23 protein-coding genes and 1 tRNA gene are annotated in these 22,233 nt (G+C 62.9%); 17 read left to right on the plus strand and 7 right to left on the minus strand.

All coding sequences use genetic code 11. The features are described from left to right. Window positions 1-88 precede the first annotated feature (88 nt). On the plus strand, window positions 89-988 hold the full coding sequence (locus tag LB543_RS08225) for an alpha/beta fold hydrolase (protein WP_224613719.1): 900 nt from the start codon (window positions 89-91) through the stop codon (window positions 986-988). Window positions 989-1,104: 116 nt separating this feature from the next. Here the strand turns inward: LB543_RS08225 and LB543_RS08230 are convergent. Then, window positions 1,105-1,195 (minus strand) — tRNA-Ser (locus tag LB543_RS08230). A gap of 445 nt (window positions 1,196-1,640) precedes the next feature. On the opposite strand from LB543_RS08230, the gene LB543_RS08235 reads away from it, so the two are divergent. From LB543_RS08235 to LB543_RS08270, 8 genes are all read left to right on the plus strand, one after another. Beyond that, entirely contained in the window at window positions 1,641-2,753 is a 1,113-nt protein-coding gene (locus LB543_RS08235) for a pyridoxal phosphate-dependent aminotransferase (protein WP_224613720.1), read from the plus strand. Window positions 2,754-3,048: 295 nt separating this feature from the next. Further along, window positions 3,049-3,333, plus strand: a complete 285-nt coding sequence (locus LB543_RS08240) for an acylphosphatase (protein WP_224590557.1) — start codon at window positions 3,049-3,051, stop codon at window positions 3,331-3,333. Between the two features lie 66 nt (window positions 3,334-3,399). Continuing rightward, entirely contained in the window at window positions 3,400-4,050 is a 651-nt protein-coding gene (locus LB543_RS08245) for a TetR/AcrR family transcriptional regulator (RefSeq protein ID WP_224613721.1), read from the plus strand. Beyond that, window positions 4,019-5,182 (plus strand): isovaleryl-CoA dehydrogenase, encoded by a 1,164-nt coding sequence (locus tag LB543_RS08250; RefSeq protein ID WP_224613722.1) that lies wholly within the window; start codon window positions 4,019-4,021, stop codon window positions 5,180-5,182. The genes LB543_RS08245 and LB543_RS08250 overlap by 32 nt, the downstream gene beginning before the upstream one ends. 2 nt (window positions 5,183-5,184) lie before the next feature. Then, entirely contained in the window at window positions 5,185-6,792 is a 1,608-nt protein-coding gene (locus LB543_RS08255; protein WP_224613723.1) for a carboxyl transferase domain-containing protein, read from the plus strand. Between the two features lies 1 nt (window position 6,793). Continuing rightward, window positions 6,794-7,324 (plus strand): O-acetyl-ADP-ribose deacetylase, encoded by a 531-nt coding sequence (locus tag LB543_RS08260; RefSeq protein WP_224613724.1) that lies wholly within the window; start codon window positions 6,794-6,796, stop codon window positions 7,322-7,324. A 120-nt stretch (window positions 7,325-7,444) separates the two neighbouring features. Next, window positions 7,445-7,819: a hypothetical protein gene (locus tag LB543_RS08265; protein ID WP_224590562.1), complete on the plus strand. Its 375-nt coding sequence runs from the start codon at window positions 7,445-7,447 to the stop codon at window positions 7,817-7,819. Between the two features lie 49 nt (window positions 7,820-7,868). Next, a complete protein-coding gene (locus LB543_RS08270) occupies window positions 7,869-9,854 on the plus strand; it encodes an acetyl/propionyl/methylcrotonyl-CoA carboxylase subunit alpha (protein ID WP_224613725.1) in 1,986 nt (661 codons plus the stop codon). Between the two features lie 85 nt (window positions 9,855-9,939). Here the strand turns inward: LB543_RS08270 and LB543_RS08275 are convergent, their stop codons facing one another. Further along, the gene (locus tag LB543_RS08275; protein WP_140810184.1) at window positions 9,940-11,061 is read right to left on the minus strand and encodes a branched-chain amino acid ABC transporter substrate-binding protein; all 1,122 of its coding nucleotides are present in this window, start codon (window positions 11,059-11,061) and stop codon (window positions 9,940-9,942) included. A 430-nt stretch (window positions 11,062-11,491) separates the two neighbouring features. Then, window positions 11,492-11,758: a sel1 repeat family protein gene (locus LB543_RS08280; protein ID WP_010915070.1), complete on the minus strand. Its 267-nt coding sequence runs from the start codon at window positions 11,756-11,758 to the stop codon at window positions 11,492-11,494. A gap of 439 nt (window positions 11,759-12,197) precedes the next feature. Between LB543_RS08280 and LB543_RS08285 the strand changes: the two genes are divergently transcribed. The 5 genes from LB543_RS08285 to LB543_RS08305 all read left to right on the plus strand — a co-directional run bounded on the left by LB543_RS08285 (window position 12,198) and on the right by LB543_RS08305 (window position 15,872). Continuing rightward, on the plus strand, window positions 12,198-12,539 hold the full coding sequence (locus tag LB543_RS08285; protein ID WP_224613726.1) for a DUF2147 domain-containing protein: 342 nt from the start codon (window positions 12,198-12,200) through the stop codon (window positions 12,537-12,539). Between the two features lie 212 nt (window positions 12,540-12,751). Next, window positions 12,752-12,907, plus strand: coding sequence for a hypothetical protein (locus tag LB543_RS08290; protein WP_181178630.1), 156 nt, complete (start codon window positions 12,752-12,754; stop codon window positions 12,905-12,907). A 34-nt stretch (window positions 12,908-12,941) separates the two neighbouring features. Next, window positions 12,942-13,136 carry a hypothetical protein gene (locus LB543_RS08295; protein ID WP_140759215.1) on the plus strand — a complete coding sequence of 65 codons (195 nt, stop codon included), beginning with the start codon at window positions 12,942-12,944 and terminating at the stop codon, window positions 13,134-13,136. A gap of 117 nt (window positions 13,137-13,253) precedes the next feature. Then, window positions 13,254-14,714: an AMP nucleosidase gene (locus LB543_RS08300; protein ID WP_224590567.1), complete on the plus strand. Its 1,461-nt coding sequence runs from the start codon at window positions 13,254-13,256 to the stop codon at window positions 14,712-14,714. A 147-nt stretch (window positions 14,715-14,861) separates the two neighbouring features. Next, window positions 14,862-15,872, plus strand: coding sequence for an endonuclease/exonuclease/phosphatase family protein (locus LB543_RS08305; protein WP_224613786.1), 1,011 nt, complete (start codon window positions 14,862-14,864; stop codon window positions 15,870-15,872). Window positions 15,873-15,907: 35 nt separating this feature from the next. Here the strand turns inward: LB543_RS08305 and LB543_RS08310 are convergent, their stop codons facing one another. Both LB543_RS08310 and LB543_RS08315 read right to left on the minus strand, forming a co-directional pair. After that, window positions 15,908-16,501, minus strand: a complete 594-nt coding sequence (locus LB543_RS08310) for a DUF922 domain-containing protein (protein ID WP_140759209.1) — start codon at window positions 16,499-16,501, stop codon at window positions 15,908-15,910. Between the two features lie 163 nt (window positions 16,502-16,664). After that, entirely contained in the window at window positions 16,665-18,344 is a 1,680-nt protein-coding gene (locus LB543_RS08315; protein ID WP_224613727.1) for an electron transfer flavoprotein-ubiquinone oxidoreductase, read from the minus strand. Window positions 18,345-18,564: 220 nt separating this feature from the next. Between LB543_RS08315 and LB543_RS08320 the strand changes: the two genes are divergently transcribed. From LB543_RS08320 to LB543_RS08330, 3 genes are all read left to right on the plus strand, one after another. After that, window positions 18,565-19,209: a hypothetical protein gene (locus tag LB543_RS08320; protein ID WP_224613728.1), complete on the plus strand. Its 645-nt coding sequence runs from the start codon at window positions 18,565-18,567 to the stop codon at window positions 19,207-19,209. Between the two features lie 80 nt (window positions 19,210-19,289). Further along, complete coding sequence (locus LB543_RS08325; RefSeq protein ID WP_140810180.1) at window positions 19,290-20,159, plus strand: uracil-DNA glycosylase family protein; 870 nt, start codon at window positions 19,290-19,292, stop codon at window positions 20,157-20,159. Window positions 20,160-20,213: 54 nt separating this feature from the next. After that, on the plus strand, window positions 20,214-21,026 hold the full coding sequence (locus LB543_RS08330) for a helix-turn-helix domain-containing protein (RefSeq protein ID WP_224613729.1): 813 nt from the start codon (window positions 20,214-20,216) through the stop codon (window positions 21,024-21,026). On the opposite strand, the gene LB543_RS08335 is transcribed toward LB543_RS08330, so the two are convergent. Together LB543_RS08335 and LB543_RS33875 are read right to left on the minus strand one after the other, a co-directional pair. Beyond that, the gene (locus LB543_RS08335) at window positions 21,027-21,992 is read right to left on the minus strand and encodes a DMT family transporter (RefSeq protein WP_224613730.1); all 966 of its coding nucleotides are present in this window, start codon (window positions 21,990-21,992) and stop codon (window positions 21,027-21,029) included. It abuts the gene before it with no gap. Further along, window positions 21,989-22,114, minus strand: coding sequence for a hypothetical protein (locus LB543_RS33875; protein ID WP_263498631.1), 126 nt, complete (start codon window positions 22,112-22,114; stop codon window positions 21,989-21,991). Before LB543_RS33875 ends, LB543_RS08335 begins: the two co-directional genes overlap by 4 nt. Window positions 22,115-22,233 lie beyond the last annotated feature (119 nt).

Consider the following 22,233-nt stretch of genomic DNA (forward strand, 5'->3'; position numbering starts at 1 on the left):
TCCTCCCCTTGTGGATAAGGGAAGAGTGTTTGACGATCTCCACCCTCGCCTGTAGCAGTCGGTCACTTAAACAAGGACTGGCACTCAGATGGCGAGCGACGGCGGATTCTCCGACTTCTTCTATGCCGCGCCAGATGGGCTGAGACTTCACGCGTGCGTCTATGGCGAAGCGAATTCCGCGCATTGGCCGGTCGTGAGCTTGCCTGGCTTGACGCGTAACGCGCGGGATTTTCACGAGCTTGCGCTCCATCTCTCGACGCGATCCGCCCTTGCGCGCAAGGTCGTCGCCTTCGACTACCGCGGACGCGGGCAGTCGGCCTACGATCCCGATGTCAGCCACTATAATGTCGGCATCGAAGCCGGCGACGTCCTTGCCGGGCTGGCCGCACTTGGCATCGAACAGGCGGCCTTCATCGGCACCTCGCGCGGCGGACTGATCATCCATGTGCTTGGCGCGATGCAGCCGGCGGTGCTGGAAGCCATCGTGCTCAACGACATCGGGCCAGTGATCGAGCCCGCGGGTCTCGCTCACATCCAGTCCTATCTCGAACGCACGCCGAAGCCCAAAACCCTCGCCGAGGCGGTGGATGCCCAGCGCAACGTTCATAGCCAGGATTTTCCAGCGCTTGCCGAGAGCGACTGGGAGCGGATGGTGCGCGCGATCTATCGCGAGACGAATCAAGGGCTGCTGCCCGATTTCGATTCGAAGCTGGTCGACACGGTTGCCGGTCTCGACTTGTCACAGCCATTGCCGGATCTGTGGCAGCAGTTCAATGCGTTGGCGACCATTCCACTGCTCGTCATACGCGGTGCCAATTCGAGGCTATTGTCGCCTGAAACGCTGGAGGAGATGCGAAAGCGTCATCCCAGCACCAGGACAATCACCGTTCCAGACCAGGGGCACGCCCCCTTCCTGGAGACCGGCAACCTGCCTACCGACATCGCCCTCTTTCTGGATCAAGCAGAGGCGCGGAAAAACCAGAGATAAGCCCAAGACCAACCGTCGGCCCACTTGGCTTTTGAGTTTTTCCGAGGCGCCTTCGGCGGCATCTTCTCCGCGTCGATGCCGCCCATTGTGAGCTAGCACAGCAGCGCGAAGCAGGATGGCGGAGAGGATGGGATTCGAACCCACGAGAAGCTTTTGACCTCTACTCCCTTAGCAGGGGAGCGCCTTCGACCACTCGGCCACCTCTCCGTTGAGCCGCTGGATAAAGAAAAGCGGCGGCACAATCAACAAGCCCGCATCATTAATATGGAAAAATAGGAGCGTATCGGATCGCGGCTTTGCGCGATGCGGCGTTTCTGCGGCAATTCCCTGGCTCGTGCCTCACGGCCTCGCCATGATTCCGTCTGCCGATACCGGGTTCTGCTGGAAATAAGCGGCTGCGGAGGGCAGCGCGTCGTCAGCTTGCGCCTGCGATGGCGGATTCGCTTTCGGTTGCGCGATTTTTGGCTGCGAGATTTTCGGCCCAGATGAAGTTTTAAGATGCTTGGACCAAGCGGGCGGCAATCGATTGCTCATCGTGTCCGGCTAGCAAAAAGAGGTGGCCGAATCCAGCATGACAAATTGCTGTCTGGGAGTAACTTGCACCGCCCCACCCGGCACGCTAGCAAGAAGGCCCTTTCAAGCGAGCTCCACCATGCCTCAGTACCCTGCCCTCTCACCACTCATCGCCGCGCTTCCGTCTACCGTGCCGTTTGTCGGCCCCGAAGCGCAGGAGCGTGAGCGCGGGCGCGCTTTCCGTGCCCGCATCGGCGCCAATGAGAGCAGCTTTGGCCCCTCGCCGCGCGTCATCGCCCGCATGGAGACTGTCGCGCGCGACCAGTGGATGTATTGCGATCCAGACAATTACGATTTGAAAGTCGCGGCCGCGGCGCGTCACAACGTGGCTGTCGAGAACGTCGTTGTCGGCGAAGGCATCGACGGCCTGCTCAGCCTGGTGGCGCGCATGTATGTGGCGCCAGGCGATGCGGTGGTCACCTCGCTCGGCGCCTATCCGACCTTCAATTTCCACATTGCCGGTGTCGGCGGCCGGCTGGTGACCGTCCCTTACGAGAACGACAGGGAAAGCCTGGACGGTCTGCTCGCGGCGGTCGTCAGGGAGAAGGCGCCGCTGGTCTATCTGTCCAACCCGGACAATCCGATGGGCAGTTGGTGGGAAGCCGACGAGGTCATCCGCTTCATGCAAGCCTTGCCGGAAACCACCATGCTCGTGCTCGACGAGGCCTATGGCGAATTGGGGCCGGCCTCGGCCCTGCCGCCGATCGATATCTCGCGGCCAAACGTCATCCGCATGCGAACCTTTTCGAAGGCCTACGGACTTGCCGGCATACGGTGCGGCTATGCGTTGGCCGAGACGCAGGTGATCAGCGACTTCGAGAAGATCCGCAACCATTACGGCGTCAGCCGCATGGCACAGATCGCCGGCGTCGAGGCGCTCGCCGACCAGACCTATCTCGAGACGGTGGTGGCCCGGGTGGCCGCCGGACGGCGGCGCATCACCGATATCGCCGAACAGAACGGGTTGAGGCCGCTCGCCTCGGCGACCAATTTCGTCACCATTGACTGCGGCCATGACGGCGCTTTCGCTCTGAAAGTGCTGCAGGGACTGTTGTCGCGCGACGTCTTCATCCGCAAGCCGATGGCGCCAGGGCTCGACCGCTGCATCCGCGTCAGTGTCGGTCTCGACCATGAACTGGATATCTTCGCCGAGGAATTGCCCGGCGCGTTGGCAGCGGCGCGCGGAAACTAGGGTAGTTCGCGGCGCTCGGGAGTCGTCGCTGCGCCGAGCAGATGCCTGACACGCGTCAGCACATCCGACAACTCCGCGGCTTGCCTGTCGTTCAGGCCCGCGGTCAGGCGCCCGAGATCACGATTAGTGGCGCGGAGAATTTGCGAAGGATTCTCCGACCGCGTAAGCCGCCGGTTCGAAATTGGATGAAATTATCCATCTTCCGCAGGAATCCCAAGCTTTTCGGGCTGGATAGCGCCTCAAGCCAATTGCCTTCGTTCGGTGCTGCGCCAGACTCTATGCAAGGGAGCGAGCCATGAGTGATCGGAAAAGGGCAGTGCAGGCGCGCATATACGGCACGGTCCAAGGTGTCGGCTATCGGATCTGGGCGCGAGGCGAAGCGACGAGGTACGGGCTGCTGGGCTGGGTGCGCAACGAACGAGACGGCTCGGTTACGGCATGGCTTACCGGCGCCGACGCAGCCATCGCGGCCATGATCGAACGGCTTCGGCAAGGCCCGCCCGGCGCGGCTGTCTCTCGGATCGATCTGGAGGAGCTGGAGACCTCGATCACGCCTGAAGATTTCAGGATCATAGCATAGGCAGGTCCCGCCTCCTCTTGAATTAATTGAACGTTCGTTTTATTATTGCCATCCAACGAGGCGACGATGGCACGAACCACAGGATCGGACGGCGAGCGAACCGAAGCGGCAGTCCGCGACGCGGCGGTCACCCTGATAGCGCGCCACGGCTATGAAGCGATGTCGATGCGCCAGCTGGCCGCCGAGGTCGGCGTGCAGGCAGCCGCGCTCTACCGCTATTTCCCGACCAAGGAAGACCTGCTGTTCACGCTGATGCGCGAGCATATGCAAGGGCTTCGCGAGGCCTGGGAGCAGACTAGGCCAGCCGGCGCGGATCCGGCGTGGCAGCTTGCCGCCTATGTGCGCAACCACATCGCCTTTCATATCGAACGCCGCCACGCCACGCATGTCTCGAACATGGAATTGCGCAGCCTGTCGCCCGACAGGCTGACACAGATCCTGCGCATGCGCACGGCTTACGAAAAGGAACTTCGTTCCATCCTGCGCGATGGCGCCGAGGCCAGAGTCTTTCACATCGAGGACACCGGCCTGACGGCCATGGCGCTGATCCAGATGATGACCGGCGTCATCGTCTGGTTCCGGCCAGGCGAGCGATTGTCGATCGCCGAGGTCACGGCGACATATCTCTCGATGACAATGCGCCTGGTCGGCGCGAACGTCGGCATTGGTACCGGGGAGGAACGGCATGTACACGAACACGCTCGGCTTCGGGCATGACGAGGATATCGAGGCGCTGCGCGACATGGTCCGGCGCTTTGCGCAGGAAAGGATCGCGCCGATCGCCGCAGACATCGATCGCGACAACGAATTCCCGGCGCATCTGTGGCCCGAACTCGGCGCGCTCGGCCTGCTCGGCATAACCGCCGATCCCGATTTCGGCGGCAGCGGCATGGGCTATCTCGCCCATGTGATCGCGGTCGAGGAGATTTCGCGCGCCTCGGCATCGGTCGGCCTCTCCTATGGCGCCCACTCCAATCTCTGCGTCAACCAGATCAACCGCTGGGCAACGCCGGCACAGAAGGAAAAATACCTGCCGCCGCTGTGTTCGGGCGAGCACGTCGGCGCGCTCGCCATGTCGGAGCCCGGCGCCGGCTCCGACGTGGTGTCGCTCAAGCTGCGCGCCGAAAAGCGCAATGACCGCTATGTGCTCAACGGCACCAAGATGTGGATCACCAACGGTCCGGACGCCGAAACGCTTGTCGTCTACGCCAAGACCGACCCGGAACGGGAATCGCGCGGCATCACCGCCTTCATCGTCGAAAAGGCGATGCCGGGGTTTTCGGTGGCGCAGAAACTCGACAAGCTCGGCATGCGGGGGTCCAACACCGGCGAACTGGTTTTCTGCGATGTCGAGGTGCCGTTCGACAATGTGCTGCACGAAGAAGGACGCGGCGTCGAGGTGCTGATGTCTGGGCTCGACTATGAGCGCGCCGTGCTTGCCGGCGGCCCGATCGGCCTGATGGCGGCATGCCTCGACGTGGCGATCCCCTATGTTCACGAGCGTAAGCAGTTCGGCCAGCCGATCGGGGAATTCCAGCTGGTACAAGGCAAGCTTGCCGACATGTATACGGCGATGAGCGCCGCGCGCGCCTACGTCTACGCCGTCGCCGCCGCCTGCGACCGCGGCCAGACCACCCGCAAGGATGCCGCCGGCTGCGTGCTGTTTGCCGCCGAGAGAGCGACACAGATGGCGCTCGACGCCATCCAGTTGCTTGGCGGCAACGGCTATATCAACGACTATCCGACCGGCCGGCTTTTGCGCGACGCCAAGCTCTACGAGATCGGCGCCGGAACCAGCGAAATCCGCCGCTGGCTGATTGGACGGGAAATCATGGCGGAGGGGGTGTGAGCATGGCCACGCTGCAAACCCAGATCTCGCCCTCCTCCGAAACCTTCCGCACCAATGCCGAGCGCATGCGGGCTCTGGTTGCCGACATCGCTGAAAAAGCCGCGGCCGTCGAGCGCGGCGGCTCAGATGAGGCACGTGAGCGCCATGTCGGTCGCGGCAAGCTGTTGCCGCGCGAACGCCTGACGCAATTGCTGGACACCGGCTCGCCCTTCCTCGAGATCGGCCAGTTCGCGGCGTGGTCCATGTATGGCGAGGAGATCTCGTCGGCCGGCCTGATCGCCGGCATCGGCCGCGTCGAGGGCACCGAGGTGATGGTCGTCGTCAACGACGCCACGGTGAAGGGCGGCACCTACTATCCGCTGACAGTGAAGAAGCATCTGCGCGCACAGGAGATCGCGCTGCAGAACAACCTGCCTTGCGTTTATCTGGTCGACAGCGGCGGCGCCAATCTGCCCAACCAGGACGAGGTCTTTCCCGACCGCGAGCATTTCGGCCGCATCTTCTACAACCAGGCCAATATGTCGGCTGCCGGCATTCCGCAGATCGCCTGCGTCATGGGTTCCTGCACCGCTGGCGGCGCCTATGTGCCGGCGATGTCGGACGAGACGATCATGGTGCGCAACCAGGCGACCATCTTCCTCGGCGGACCGCCGCTGGTGAAAGCGGCCACCGGCGAGGATGTCAGCGCCGAGGAGTTGGGCGGCGCGGATGTGCATACCAGGCTTTCCGGCGTCGCCGATCACTACGCGCTGGACGACGAACACGCGCTCGCCATTTGCCGGCGCATCATCAAGAATCTGAATCGGAACAAGGCTGTAAGCCTGAGCTTACAGAAATCGATTCCGCCGCTTCATCCTGCGGATGAGCTTTATGGCATCGTCCCGACCGATCTGCGCCAGCCCTATGACGCGCGCGAAGTCATCGCGCGCGTCGTCGACGGCTCCGAATTCGATGAGTTCAAGCAGAACTACGGCACGACGCTGATCACCGGCTTGGCCCACCTCCATGGCATGCCGGTGGGCATCATCGCGAACAATGGCGTGCTGTTTTCCGAGAGCGCGCTGAAGGGCGCGCACTTCATCGAATTGTGCTGTCAGCGCAAGATTCCGCTGGTTTTCCTGCAGAACATCACCGGCTTCATGGTCGGCAGGAAATACGAGGCGGGCGGCATCGCCAAGGACGGCGCCAAGCTGGTGATGGCGGTGGCGACCGCCAGGGTGCCGAAGGTGACCGTGATCATCGGCGGTTCGTTCGGCGCCGGCAACTACGGCATGTGCGGCCGCGCCTACTCGCCGCGCTTCCTGTGGATGTGGCCGAACGCCCGCATCTCGGTGATGGGCGGCGAGCAAGCGGCAACCGTGCTCGCGATGGTCAAGCGCGAAGGCATCGAGCGCAAGGGCGGGGAATGGAGCGCCGAGGAGGAGGCGAAATTCAAGAAGCCGATCCTGATGAAATACGAGCATGAAGGCCATCCGCTCTATTCATCGGCAAGGCTTTGGGATGACGGCATCATCGATCCGGCCAGGACACGCGAGGTGCTGGCGCTCAGCCTGTCGGCCGCGCTCAACGCCGAGATCGAGGAGACACGCTTCGGCGTGTTCCGGATGTAAGATGAGGAAGGCCCAAGGCAGAATCCAAGTCCACACAGGGGACATTACGAAGCTCGATGTCGACGCCATCGTCAATGCCGCCAACACTTCGCTTCTTGGTGGTGGTGGCGTCGATGGCGCCATCCATCGCGCGGCAGGCCGCGAGCTTGAGTTCGAATGCCGGATGCTGAATGGCTGCAGGGTCGGCGACGCCAAGATCACCAAGGGTTATAAACTACCCGCTCGACACATCATCCATACTGTCGGGCCCGTCTGGCAGGGCGGCGGCAAGGGCGAAGCCGAATTGCTGGCCTCCTGTTACCGGCGTTCGCTTGAACTAGCAGTCGCCAATGATTGCAGCTCGGTGGCATTCCCGGCCATCTCGACCGGAGTATACCGCTATCCGAAAGAGGACGCGGCCAAAGTCGCCGTCGAGGAGGTCAATGATTTCATCGGGCAGAACGCGCTTCCCGAAACCGTTATTTTCTGCTGCTTCGACGAAGCCATGGCGGAACTATACCGGGGTATTCTTGCAACATTGGGTGAAGATTGAATTTTATAGGCCAGACCATTCATTCGCTCACAAAATCGCGACCCTGCCCTGCCGGTCTGGCGGTACTGGAGAATATTCGCTATTGCTCATCCTGCACTTTGCAATGGGGATGGGGTAAAAATGAAACTGCAATTTTCGCGGAATGTGTCTACTCTACTACTTTCCGCATTGCTGCTAACCGCGGCGCATGGCGCGAGCACGGCCGGATCGCTGGCGGGAAGCGAGGGGGACAAGCGATTCCCGCCCTATTTGCCGCGGAACCCGAAGGATCCATGCACCAAGACCTACAAGGCCTATGTGGCGGCCAGCGGCCATTCGGCCTACGCCACCACGCCTTATGCCCGGATCATGTCATCATACATAATCTGCGGCGGGCACCTGAACGCGCCGTCACAAAAGGCGGCGGAAGAACTGGCCATGAAATCCTGCCTGGGCACGCGCGCGCACTACAAGGTAACCACGGGCGGCGCCTGCGAGATCGCCGCGTCCAAATAAGCGGGCGTCTGCCGGAATGGCGCCGCCCGACGCAAATCCGGGAGGCTCCATGTTCACGAAAATCCTGATCGCCAATCGGGGCGAGATCGCTTGCCGCGTCATCCGCACCGCCCGCAAGCTTGGCGTGCACACCGTCGCCGTCTATTCGGATGCCGATGCGAGATCCCTGCATGCCGAGATGGCCGACGAGGCGGTCCATATCGGTCCCTCGCCTGTCGGCGAGAGCTATCTGCGCGGCGACAGGATTGTCGCGGCGGCGCTGGGAACGGGCGCGCAAGCCATTCATCCCGGTTACGGATTCCTGTCGGAGAACCCCGATTTCGTCGACCAGGTGGTGGCGGCGGGCCTCATTTTCATCGGCCCGTCGGCGGCCTCGATCCGCGCCATGGGGCTGAAGGACGCTGCCAAGCGGTTGATGGAGAAGGCCGGCGTTCCGGTGGTTCCGGGCTATCATGGCGAGGCGCAGGAGATCGTGCTGCTTGCCTCAAAGGCCCGCGAGATCGGCTATCCCGTGCTGATCAAGGCGCGTGCCGGCGGCGGCGGCAAGGGCATGCGGCGCGTCGACCATCCCGATGATTTTTCCGAGGCGCTGTCCAGCGCCAGGCGCGAGGCCAAGGCCGCCTTCGGCGACGACCGCGTCCTGGTCGAGAAATATGTCGACAAGCCACGGCACATCGAGGTGCAGGTATTCGGCGACAATTTCGGAAATGCCGTGCATCTCTATGAGCGCGACTGCTCGGCGCAACGCCGCCACCAGAAGGTGATCGAGGAGGCCCCCGCCCCCGGCATGACGCCGGCTTTGCGCAAGGCAATGACGGAGGCGGCGGTAAAGGCCGCCAAGGCAATCAACTATTCCGGCGCCGGCACCATCGAATTCATCGTCGACGCCTCGCAAGGCCTCAAGCCCGACCGCTTCTGGTTCATGGAAATGAACACCCGCCTGCAGGTCGAGCATCCGGCTACAGAGATGGTCACCGGCACCGATCTGGTCGAGTGGCAATTGCGGGTCGCCAGCGGTGAAAAACTGCCGAAGACACAAAGCGAGATCGCGCTTGCCGGCCATGCTATCGAAGCGCGCATCTATGCCGAGGACGCGGCCAAGGGATTTCTGCCGGCAACGGGCACGCTGCACCACCTGAAATTTCCGGGTGTTGCCCCCGAAGGCGCTGCGATGCGCATCGAGACCGGCGTGCGGGCTGGCGATGTCATCTCGCCTCATTACGATCCCATGATCGCGAAGCTGGTCGTCCATGCCGGGGACAGAGGGGCGGCGCTGGAAGCGCTCCGCACAGCGCTCGCGCAAACCGAGATTGCCGGCTCCACCGTCAACACCGCTTTTCTTGCCGCTCTTGCCGCCGATCCGGATTTTGCAGCAGGCGACGTCGATACCGGCTTGATCGGGAGACACCAGGAAGCGCTGACGGCGATAGCGCCGCCGACCGGCGAAATCATCTCGGCCGCCGCCTTGGCGGCCTCGGGTGCCGGAGCATTGCCGTGGTCGGACGATCCGTGGTCGTCGCTTGCCGGCTATGCGCATTTTCAGGCCCTGGTGCGGCGCATGCGGCTGAAGTTCGGCGACGAGGCAATTCAGGCAAAGGTTTCAATGCGGCCGGACGGACGCTTTCAGGTGGCGCTCGATGCGCCTTACGACAGCATCAATTCGCATGACCTTCGCGCCGTTCCCCGCCTTGCCCGCTGGCCTGGCCACATCACGGTGTTCGAAGGCGCTGTCGGCTATACTTTCACCGTGCCGGATTCCCTGGCGAGGAGCGATGATGCGGCTGCCGCCTCCGGCAGCCTGCGCGCGCCGATGCCGGGTCTCGTCAAGCTTGTGCGCGTGGCGAAAGGCGACGCTGTGATCAAAGGGCAAATTCTGCTGATCCTCGAGGCGATGAAGATGGAGCACACCATCGCCGCCCCGCATGACGGGGTGATTGCCGAGATCGCCGGGGAAGGGTCACAGGTCAACGACGGCACGGTGCTGGTGCGGTTCGTCGAGGAACAGGGCGCATCGACCACCGCAACCGGCCGATAGATAGAAGGAGCGCATCGCGAGCCGCAAACAGAAATGCCCGGGACGAACCCGGCCATTTCCTTAGATTATCTGATCGCCAGAGCGGTTACTGCGCGATCGGTGCGTATTTGCCGTTGTGCCACTGGTTGATGTCGTAGCTGGCATTCTTGAGGTCGCCCTTCTCGTCGAAGGTGACGTCGCCGACAACGGTGCTGATCGGCGTGCCGTTCTTCAACGCTTCGGCAACCTTGGCCGGATCGTCGCTGCCGGCACGCTTGATTCCTTCGGCGAAAGCCTGGACCACGGCGTAGGAGAACAGCGTGAAGCCTTCCGGCACGAAGCCGCCGGCCTTGATCTTCTCGACGGCGGCCTTGGCTTCCGGCTTTGCCTGCGGATCCGACGGGAACACGAACATGGTGCCCTCGCCGGCCGGGCCGGCAACCTGCCAGAATTCCGGCGAGGCGATCGAATCCGGCATGATCAGCTGGAACTTCAGGTTCTGCTCCGCCGCCTGACGCAGGATCAGGCCGGCCTCAGGATGGTAGCCACCGAAATAGACGACATCGGCCTTGAGGTCCTTCAGCTTGGTGACAAGCGCCGAATAGTCCTTCTCGCCGGGGTTGATGGCATCATAGTAGACTTCCTTGAGGCCGCCAGCGTTCATGGTCGCCCTGACGGCGTCCGCCACGCCCTGACCGTAGGCGCTCTTGTCGTGCAGGATCACGACATTCTTGCCGGCGTACTTCTTGGCGATCCACGGACCGATGAAGGCGCCCTGCGCGTCGTCACGCGTATAAAGACGCATGATCGTCGACCAGCCGTTCTTGGCCGCCGCATCGGTCAGCACCGGGTTGGAGGACGCCGGGCTCATCATCAGCGCGCCGGCTTCGGCATAGACCGCCGAGGCCGGAATGCTCGAACCCGAGCAGGCATGGCCATCGATGAACTTGACGCCGTTGGCAACGATGCGGTTGGCGACCGACACGGCCTGCTTGGGATCGCACTGGTCGTCCTCGATGTCGAGCTTGATCATCGAGCCGTTGACGCCGCCCGCGGCGTTGATGGCATCGGCCGCGGCCTGTGCGCCTTGCTTGAACTGATCGCCGATGGTCGCGAGTTGTCCGGTCATCGGGCCGACCACCGAGACGGTGATGTCGTCGGCGAATGCGACCGGCGCGCTCATCATCAGGCCGAAAATGGCCGCGCTCAAAATCCTCAGTTTTTTCATGACAATGGAACTCCTCCACTCACGCGCGGCCGCCCCGGCCGCGCTTCTTCCAGAGAGGCGGGACAATTTCATCCTTCATCGGGCCTGTCTAGGCGCATTGACGCCGCTCGATTGGGCCTGCGCGGCCTCATCCACGCAAAAAGCCACGCCAGCCTTGTTTCGGCTGGTCGTGGCTTTTTTGCCTGTCAGGCTGTTTCCCCGGCGCCCCCGCGCTGTGAACCCAACCCACCTTCCCTGTCTTCCTGTTGGCCATGATCTTGCCGAAGCCCCGATCCACTTCGGGATCATGGTCCGTCGCGCGGCTTGGACCTGCCGGCCTGCCGCATTCTTTTCATTGTTGGCCTGTGGCCTGGCTGTCTGCGCAGCCTTATCCCTGTTGGCCCGACCGTCTTTTAGCGGCCTTGGCCGGAGCGTCCCCGCCTGACGGAACTCAGTGCATGGTCATCCATTCGCGAGCTTCGCGCAGGGCCTTGGCGATCTCGACCTTCGACATGGCCGCCGAGAGTTCCGAGCGCAACTCCGCGGCGCGGGCCGAACCCTTGATGGCGGCGATGTTGAACCATTTGTGGGCGGCAACGACGTCGGTCTCGCAATCGCGACCGGTCGCATACATCATGCCCAGTTCGAAAAGAATGTCGGCCTGGGCAGTTGCCCCCATGGCGCCGAAGCCTGCTTCAAGCATTTCAAAACGTGCCATTTTAGTCCCCTGTCTGGCTCCCGAGAGCTGCCTCCGTTTGTCTTGTCCGGGCCGCTCTTTCGATGCTTTCGAGAATGCCGCGCAGGCTTGAATCCGTCGTTAAATGGCGTGCTTAATTTGAGGAAAACAAAGCTAAAACAAGAGGTAAACGCGGAAATTCGTTAAGGATACGAAGCCAGCAATTCGGCTGGTTTTCGTCAAATTTGACGAAAATTTTCGGGGCCGCAATCAACACTCCGCTAACCACGGGAAACAAACGCGACACGCCGGTCGTTTTTCATTCCCGCGCCGACCAGGCGAATTCAGGCGCATTCAAAATGCCGAAGTCTTCCGTTGCGGCACCGCTTTTGTTTTGACGGAAGCTGGATTAGCTTACGTTTGCGTAAGCGGCAGACCGGCGAGGCGGAGCATCCGGCCGGCTATCCAAAGGGAGGAAGACATGTTTCGAAAAGTGAGCCTGGCCCTGGCGGCCACTTTGATGCTGGGCGGCGCAGCATGGGCCGATCCGATCGAGGGCAACTGGAAAACGCAGGCGGGCGACACCGCGGCCATTTCAGGCGGCGGTTCATTTTCCATCACGCTCAAGTCCGGTAAATATGTCGGCAAGACCATCGGCTCGCTCACGGCGGCCGGCGATAACAAATATACCGGCAACATCACCGATCCGGCAAACGACAAGACCTATTCCGGCAAGGCGACATTATCGGGTGCCTCGCTCAAGATGAGCGGTTGCGTGCTCGGCGGACTGATCTGCAAGAGCCAGATCTGGCACAAGCTCTGATCGTCAATCTCCTTGTGATCTCAAAACGGGGCCTGGCGGGCCCCGTTTTCGTTTTATCGAGGCGCAGGCAGTGGCGCTCGATCGGCATTCGGGTAGCCGGCAAGCCAGCCAATATCCCGTCAATCAATTTGAACCGCAGATGAACGCTGGCATCAGGGCCGGTTCAGAGGCGTCAGCGCATTCTCCGGCGTGTTGAAGGAGACACGGACCCAATGCTTGCTCGCCGCTTCACCATCGTCTGCCTGCTGATGAGCCTGTTTGGAATGTTCTTCGCCATCCTCGTCGCCGAAGCGGGCCGTTCCCCCCGCTCGTGGGACGAAGCCACCAGAATGTGCCGCCTCGCCTGCCCGACCAACCTTCGCCACTGAAACAGAGAACCTCGAAAAGAAAAGCACAGACATCATGAACCGCATCGCCGCCAATCTCTCCAGGATCCTCCGGCTGCTGCCGCGGGCGGCGCTTATCCTGATGCTCCTGGCCGCTCCGGTCCTGGCAGTGCCGATGATGCGCGCCGATGCCGGCTCGACGATCGAGGCGCCGGCGCTCAGAAAGTCCGGCGTCGGGTTCGTGCTGCTGGTCAGCCTGCAGCGCGGATAAAGAAAAAATGGCGCTTTGAGCGCCTTCGGCGGCGAGCCCCCTCCCAACCGCCCGTCCAAGTCTCTATATTGAGCCATGGAAAAGCGAATCTACCCCCAAGCCATCGAATCGGTTGTCATGCCCGAGCCTTTTGGCCGGCAAAGCTTCGACAACGCCAAAAAGGCCGTTGCCGCGCTCGAGGTGCTCTACGACCGCAACACCAAGTTCCTGCGCGACTCCTTTGCGGCACTTGCCGCGGGCGGCGACAGCAGCAAACGTTACCGGGCCTTCTATCCTCAGATCGGCGTCACCACGAGTTCGTTCACCCAGGTCGACTCGCGCCAGGCCTATGGCCACATGCCGACACCAGGTCATTTCGCTACCACGGTCACCCAGCCGATCCTGTTCGAAGCCTATCTCACCGAGCAACTTCGGCTGATCATGCGCAATCACGGCGTGTCGGTGACGGTCTCTGAATCGACCACGCCGATCCCGCTGCATTTTGCTTTCCTGGAAGGCACCTATGTCGACGGCGCCGCTGCCGAACGTATCGAGCGGCCGATCCGCGACCTGTTCGACGTGCCGGACCTCGACGGCACCGACGACCAGATCGCCAACGGTACGTTCGAGGCCGCCTTCGGCGAACCCCGACCGCTGGCGCCGTTCACGGCGCAGCGCATCGATTATTCACTGCACCGCATGACGCATTACACCGCAACCAGCCCGCAGCATTTCCAGAACTTCGTGTTGTTCACCAACTATCAGTTCTACATCGACGAGTTCGTCGCCCGCGCCCGCGACCTGATGGAAAAAGGTGGTGACGGCTACGCGGAATTTGTCGAACCTGGCAACGTTATCACCCGGGCCGGGCAGCGCGCGCCCAGCGAGGGCGTAGCGCCACAGCGCCTGCCGCAGATGCCGGCCTATCATCTGAAGAAGCCGAACCATGGCGGCATCACCATGGTCAATATCGGCGTGGGTCCTTCCAACGCCAAGACCATCACCGACCATATCGCGGTGCTTCGGCCGCATGCCTGGGTGATGCTTGGTCACTGCGCCGGCCTGCGCAACACCCAGGCGCTGGGTGACTATGTGCTGGCGCATGCCTATGTGCGCGAGGACCATGTGCTGGACGACGATCTGCCGGTCTGGGTGCCGATTCCGCCGCTGGCCGAGATCCAGGTTGCGCTGCAGGAAGCGGTCGCCGAGGTCACCGGCCTGTCGGGCTATGATTTGAAGCGCATCATGCGCACCGGCACCGTCGCCACTATCGACAACCGCAACTGGGAACTGCGCGACCAGCGCGGACCGGTGCAGCGCCTGTCGCAGTCGCGCGCGATCGCGCTCGATATGGAATCGGCGACGATCGCGGCCAATGGCTTCCGCTTTCGCGTCCCCTACGGCACGCTGCTGTGCGTTTCCGACAAGCCGCTGCATGGCGAACTGAAATTGCCTGGGATGGCGACCGAGTTCTACAAACGCCAGGTGGCGCAGCACCTGACCATCGGCATCAGGGCGATGGAGAAGCTGGCCGAGATGCCGATGGAGCGGCTGCATTCACGCAAGCTCCGGAGCTTTTCGGAGACAGCATTCCAGTAGGCGTCGTGCGAAGCCTCGGCGAGGCAATTCGTCGTCTTGCTCAGGCCGCAATTTGGCCGATAAGCAAATCGAACGGATCGACAGGTGGCATTCAGCGGACACGACCTCGCAGACACGACCTCAATGACAACAGGCGCGCGCTTGAACATGACGGCTGGGCTGGCATTCCTGGCGATGACGGCATTGTCGGCGGCTTTGTTGGCCGGGTTCTTCGGCGCGCTGCACCCCGCTTTCGATTCCTTCTCGCATTTCCGCATTCACCTCAGCGTGCTGATGGCGCTTTTGGCGCTGCCCCTGCTTGCGAGTTCCTACCGGCTGCAGGCGGCCGCGGCACTGCTCTTCGCCATCGGCTGCCTGGCCACGACGGCAAGCGCGTTGCCCAGGCCGTGGCCGCAGCCGGCGGTTGCCAAGCCCGCCGACCAGATCGTCTACAGCCTGCTGCAGATGAACCTGCGCTTCAATAACCCAACGCCGAAGAAAGTGCTGTCGCTGATCGGCCGCACCAATCCGGACGTGATCACGCTCGACGAAGTGTCGGCGATGTGGTCGACCGAGCTTGGCTACATCGCCAGCGCCTACCCCTATCGGATCCTCTGCCCCTACCCGAACGGCATGTTCGGCGTGGCGCTGCTGTCGCGCCGGCCGTTTGCCGCCAATACCGCGCCGCGTTGCGAGCCGCGCGGCGCGATGGCGACCGCCACCATCGACTTTGGCGGGAGCGATGTCGATGTCGCCGCGATCCATTTGAGCTGGCCCTGGCCGAAGGAGCAATACTGGCAAATCGGCGAACTGGCGCAGCCACTGGCGGCGCTCGGCGAGACCGCGATCATGGCCGGGGATTGCAACGCCGTGCAATGGAGTGCGGCGGTGCGGCGGGTCGCGGCTCTCGGCGGGCTGAAACTCATGCCTTCAGCCGGTCCGACCTGGATCCACCGGACACTGCCCGACTTCCTGCGCCGCTATGCAGGCCTGCCGATCGACCAGGTGTTCAGCAAGGGCGGGCTGACCATCCTGTCTTCGACGCGGCTGGAGGATACCGGCTCGGATCATCTGCCGGTGCTGGTCGAGTTCTCCGTCCGCACGAGCGACAAGCAACCCCATGACGAGCATGAGAGCGCGCTCGCGGCACGCGACGTTCCAAACAGGCCGCGCGGCTGATCCGAAACGGAGCCAACGCTCGCAGTGCGCACCAGTCAAGGCTTGGTCAGCGCGTCGACAAGGTGCTCGACATGGCCGCCGCCACGATGCTCGCGCGCGTCGAAAGCGTTCTGCTTGGCTTCGTATTCGGCATAGATGGTGTTGATGCGCCGCCTCGCCTCGAGGTGTGTGCCCGTGCAGAACCAGTTGTCCGGACGCTCCAGGCCGGCAAGCGCAGTCTCGGTGGCCCGCATCATGCCTTTCGCAATCCGGCCATGGGTGTGCTCGTGCTTGCGGACGCCGGCCATGAAACGGTCCCAGCGCTTGCGCAGACCTTGGCTTGTCGGCGAGAGCCGCGGGAAGGTGTAGGTCAGGTCGAGTGTGCCGTTGGCCTGTCGCAAATGACAGGCCCCATCCTGGCGGCTGATGTCGAGATCCCAATGTACGGTGTAGCCGGTTTCGGCGATAGCGCGCGTCATATAGCCGTGCTTGGGTCCCTGCCGATCCATGGCCTCGATAAGGTCGGCCCCGGTCTTTCCGGCAACATCATAGCTACGCACGTGAACGACGAGCCTTGTGCCCGCCGATGCGGCTGACACACAGGACAGCACACAGGCCGCGGTGAGCATCGTCAGGCTGGTCAGGCGCATGTCCGCCTCCCCTTTGTCAGTGGCCAAGCAGACCACACTCGGCGCTGCGCTTCAACGGGCTTGAGCGAAGCCGCCCGTTTCGCAACGGCGAGAAACAGATCCGCTGCCGCTCGCATGGCCGGTATTTCTTCCGCCGGGTCGAGACGGCCTGCCGGCGCTCGGCTCACATACCTTGGTAGACCGGTCCTTCACCGCCTTGCGGCGGCACCCAGTCGATGTTCTGGTTCGGGTCCTTGATATCGCAGGTCTTGCAGTGGACGCAATTCTGCGCGTTGATGACGAAGCGCACGTCCTTGGCTTGCGGATCGGCGGCGGCGTTGCCATCCTTGTCCACCCACTCATAGACGCCCGCCGGGCAATAGCGCGTGGAAGGTCCGGCGAAGACATCGTGCTCGGAGCGTTGCTGCAGAGCCATGTCGCCGACGATCAGGTGCACCGGCTCGTTTTCCTCGTGATTGGTGTTGGACAGGAACACCGAGGAGAGCCGGTCGAAGGTGAGCACGCCATCCGGCTTCGGATAGGCGATCTTCTTGTGCTGGGCGGCAGGCTCGAGCGTGGCATAATCGGCCTTGCCATGCTTCAGCGTGCCGAAGGGCGAGACGCCGAACAGCGTGTTCAGCCACATATCGAGGCCGCCGAGGCCGACGCCGATGATGGTGCCGAAGCGCGACCAGAGCGGCTTGACGTTGCGCACCTTCTTCAGGTCCTTGCCGATGTCGGTCGCCCGCCAGGCTTCCTCGTAGGCGGAAAGCTCGTCATTGGCACGGCCGGCGCCAATCGCCTCGGCAACATGATCGGCCGCCAGCATCCCCGACAGCACCGCATTGTGGGAGCCCTTGATGCGCGGCACGTTGACGAAGCCCGCCGCGCAGCCCATCAGCGCGCCGCCGGGGAAGGACAGTTTGGGCACCGACTGCCAGCCGCCTTCGGTGATGGCGCGCGCGCCATAGCCCAACCGCTTGGCGCCTTCGAAGGTACCCTTGATCGCGGGATGCGTCTTGAAACGCTGGAACTCCTCGAAAGGCGATAGATACGGGTTCTTGTAGTTGAGGTGGACGACGAAACCGACCGCCACCTGATTGTCCTCGAGGTGGTAGAGGAAAGATCCGCCGCCGGTCTTCATGTCGAGCGGCCAGCCGAAGGAATGCTGCACCAGACCCGGCCGATGGTTCTCCGGCTTGACCTGCCAGAGTTCCTTGAGGCCGATGCCGTATTTGCCCGGCTCGCGGCCATCGGAGAGTTTGTATTTGGCGATCAGCTGCTTGGCGAGCGAACCGCGCGCGCCCTCGCCGATGAGCACATACTTGCCCATCAGCGCCATGCCCGGTGCGAAGCCCGGACCGTGCGTGCCGTCCTTCTCGACGCCCATGTCGCCGGTGACGACGCCGGTGACGGCGCCCGCCTCGTTGTAGAGCAGGCCGGTCGCGGCAAAGCCTGGATAGATCTCGACGCCAAGCGCCTCGGCCTTGCCGGCCAGCCAGCGGCAGACGTTACCCAGCGAGACGATGTAGTTGCCGTGGTTGTTCATCAGCGGCGGCATCAGGATGTTGGGCAGGCGGAACGAGCCGGCGGGGCCGAGCACCAGGAAATGGTCCGCCGTGACCGGCGTCTTGAAGGGATGACCATCCTCCTCGCGCCAGCCGGGCAGCAGCCGGTCGATGCCGATCGGATCGACGACGGCACCCGACAGGATATGGGCGCCGACCTCGCCGCCCTTTTCCAGCACGACGACGGAAAGCTCGGGATTGACCTGCTTGAGGCGGATGGCCGCGGCAAGGCCGGCCGGACCGGCACCGACGATGACCACGTCGAATTCCATGCTCTCGCGTTCGATATCGCTCATCAACCCCTCCGCACTGGCTTGCCGCAGTTGGCGTATCTTGCTGGCTCCCGCGCTGCATAGCGCATCAATTGGCGACAGGAAACCGGCGCATACGTGACAATGCGGATTTGGCCAAAAAGTCGCGCATTCCGCGGCAGGCAAGCCGTTTCCGCGCGGCGCGGCCCCTCAAGCCCATGTTTTTTATTGTTCGACGGCTTGCTTATCGGCCATACTTCCCGCCATGCGCATTCCCGGGCCAGGCGGCTTCTCTTCGACGCGCTTTCCATCAACGCCCGGCCGGGCCTGCCGGGCGATTACTTTGGCCCTTCTGGCTTTGGCGCCGGGTCATGCCGTCGCGGATGAAGTGAAGGTCTGGGCGACAGGCGCGTACTCGTTCTCCGACGAGCTTGGCGGTTTCCGCATCACCGGAGCCTCCGGCATCGGAACCAAGGACGATCCGCTGGTCATCACCGAAGAGCTGAATTCGGCGACACCCGTGACGCTGACCATCCGCACCACAAAGCCGATCCAGACATTCGGCAAGGCGGGTGAGTTCGCCAACGGTATCATGTATATGCGCCTTGACGTGCTCAACAACAGCGGCCAGGCCTGGATCGAATTCCAGTTCGAGCTGCAGGAAATACTGGACCAGCCGAGCGTGTTCGGAGACGGGCTTTCGTTCGACCAGCGCAACAAGACGCCCGACAATATCTGGTCGAGCAATTTCGCCGATTTCGATCGCGAGTTCGAACCCTATGACCGGCTGCTGTTCAAGAACGGCAAGGTCGATCCTACGAGGACCGCCAGCTTCGAGTTCCTGATGACCGACTACACGCCGCGATGGACCTTCTATCTCGTGCAAGATCCACGCATACCCACCGGCTAGGCCGCGACGTCGCCTTGGGATTGGCTATCGCCACGCCTTCCGAGGTTGCAAATCGATGCCGCCCGGACGATGGTGCGGCCATGACTGCCGCCTCTCCCAACAATCCGGTCGATCTCGCCGATCTGCTCGCCTTCTATGCCAGCGCGGGTGTTGACGAGGCTTTGGAGGATGCGCCGGTCAACCGGTTCGCGGAGGCCGCGCCGAAGCCGGCGGAGCGCATGCCGACGGCGACGCCACGCGAAAGCAGCGCACCGGAACCGCCCTTGGCTCCGCCGCGCCTCGATGGGCGCGCAGTGCCGGATGCTCCGGCCCCGCGCCCGTCGACCTCGGCCGTGCCCGACGAAGCGCAGGCGGCGCTGGCGCGCCAGTTGGCCACCGCGGCAGTGTCCCTCGACGAGCTGCGCCAGCACATGGCCGCTTTCGAGGGCTGCAATCTCAAGGCCACCGCCAAGAACCTCGTATTCGCCGACGGCAACCCACAAGCCGCTGTCATGCTGGTCGGTGAAGCCCCCGGCCGTGACGAGGACATTGAAGGCCTGCCCTTCGTTGGCCGCTCGGGCCGCCTGCTCGACCGCATGCTGGCTGCGATCGGGCTCGACCGAGGCTCGGTCTACATCGCCAATGTCATTCCCTGGCGGCCGCCCGGCAACCGCACGCCGACGCCGCACGAGACCGAGATCTGCCGGCCGTTCATCGAGCGTCAGATCGAGCTGGTCAATCCCAAGGTGCTGATCAATCTCGGCGGTCCGTCGGCCAAGACCTTGCTCAACACCTCGGAAGGTATCCTGCGGCTGCGCGGCAACTGGCGCATCCACACCACGGCGTCCGGCATTGCCATTCCGGCCATGCCGACATTGCACCCGGCCTATCTCTTGCGGACGCCCGCACACAAGAAGCTGGCATGGCGGGATTTTCTCGAGGTGAAGGCGAAGCTGCGGGCGCTCTCCTAGCGATGACTTCGCAGGTAATTGAAATGCTTTGGCCCGCAGCCTAACCATTCTCCCATGACAACGCCTCAAACCTCCGCCGGCAGTCTCATCCGCGAATGGCGTACGCGCCGCCGCATGAGCCAGCTCGATCTCGCCATGGAAGCGGAAATTTCGCAGCGGCATCTCTCCTTCGTCGAAAGCGGTCGCGCCGCGCCTTCGCGCGACATGGTGCTGCATCTGGCCGAGCAGCTTGCGATCCCACTGCGGCAACGCAATCAATTGCTGCTGGCCGCGGGCTTTGCGCCGAGCTTCGGCGAACGGTCGCTCACCGATACGACGCTGGCACCGGCGATGGCGGCGGTCGAGATGGTGCTCAAGGGGCATGAGCCGTTTCCGGCATTGGCGGTGGACCGGCATTGGAACCTGGTTAAGGCCAACGCGGCAATCGGGCCATTCCTGGCCGATATTTCCGAGCCCTCATTGCTCCAGCCACCCGTCAATGTGCTGCGGCTCAGCCTGCACCCAGGTGGTGTCGCGCAGCGTATAGTGAATCTCCTGGAATGGCGCACTCACCTGCTCGAACGGCTGAAGCATCAGAACGATGCCGCTGGCGACCCGGTGCTGGTCGCATTGGAGCAAGAGCTTCGCGGCTACCCCTCCGGCCTGAAGAGCAGCCGGCCGGCGCCGGTCGAGCCGAATGCCATCGTCCACCCGCTCAGGCTTGCCCATGGCGACACGGTGCTTTCCTTCATCAGCACCATTACCGTGTTCGGCACGCCGCTGGATGTCACGCTGTCGGAACTGGCGATCGAGTCGTTCTTCCCGGCCGACGAACAGACACGGGCGGTGTTGGTGCGGTTGGCGAAAGAACGGTCGGAACGGTCGTGATCACCCCTGTGGCAGGGCCGCCTTGCGGGTCCTCGTGCGTTCCAGACCCAGCTGCCGTTCGCGCCAGATGATGAAAATGCCGGCTGCCACCACGATCGCACCACCGATCAGCGTGCCGGACGAGGTCACGTCGCCGAAAACGAAATAGCCGACGACGACACCGAGGATCATCGAGGTATATTCGAAAGGCGCCACCACCGAGGCTTCGGCATGGCGATAGGCCGCGGTCATGAGAATCTGGCCGAGGCCGCCACAAAAGCCGGCCATGATGAGCAGTGCTGCTTGCGCCGGCGTCAGCGATTGCCAGCCGAAGGGCAGCGTCAGCAGCGAGAGCACGCTCGCGGTCGACGAGAACCACAGCACGATGGTGGCCGTCTTCTCCGTCTGCACGAGATTGCGCACCAGCAGCATGGCGACAGCCGAGATTGCCGCGGCCGCCAGCGCGGCCATGACGCCCAGGACCTCCTGGTCGTCCAGCCCTCGATCCGAACTGAGCAGTGTCAGTTCCGGCCAGGAAATGATGAGCACGCCAATGAGGCCGATCGCGACGGCGCTCCAGCGATAGACGCGGATCGTCTCGCCGAGGAACACCGAGGAGAACACCACGACCAGCAGCGGCTGTGCATAGTTCAGGGTGATCGCCTCCGGCAAGGGCAGCCTGGTTAGCGCGAAAAAGCCGAGCCCCATGGCACCGACGCCGACGACGCCACGCGCGACGTGGTTGAAAGGACGTTTCGTGGCGAATGCCGTGGCCAGATGTCCTTTCAATGCCAGGAAGGCAATGATCGGAAAGATGGCGAAGAAGGAACGGAAGAAGACGATCTGCCCGGCAGGCACGTCGCCCGCCGCCTTGATACAGGTTTGCATGCAAACAAAAACCGCCACGGAGACGATCTTCAGCACGATGCCTCTCAGCGTACCGTGGCCGCCGGTGGTTTCTGGCCGCGCCTCCGCCCTTGATGTCACTTTGGCCGCGCGTCTCTGCCCGCGATCGAGGGCACGTAGCGGGTCTCGAAATGGCAGAACGGGAAATTGTCGGCGCGCCGAACGAAAGCGCCCATCCCGAATTTCGGTGTGACGGCGGTCATGACTGCCTCGCGACGGTGAAAGGATGGCCTGAATTAGGCTCTGCCGCAGTTTTGTCGAGGGGCTGTTTCGTGTAAAGAGCGCGGACTTTGAATTTTTTGGACCAGTCAAAACATGTCCG

The sequence above is a fragment of the Mesorhizobium sp. ESP7-2 genome (genome assembly GCF_020164715.1).
Classification (GTDB): Bacteria; Pseudomonadota; Alphaproteobacteria; order Rhizobiales; family Rhizobiaceae; genus Mesorhizobium.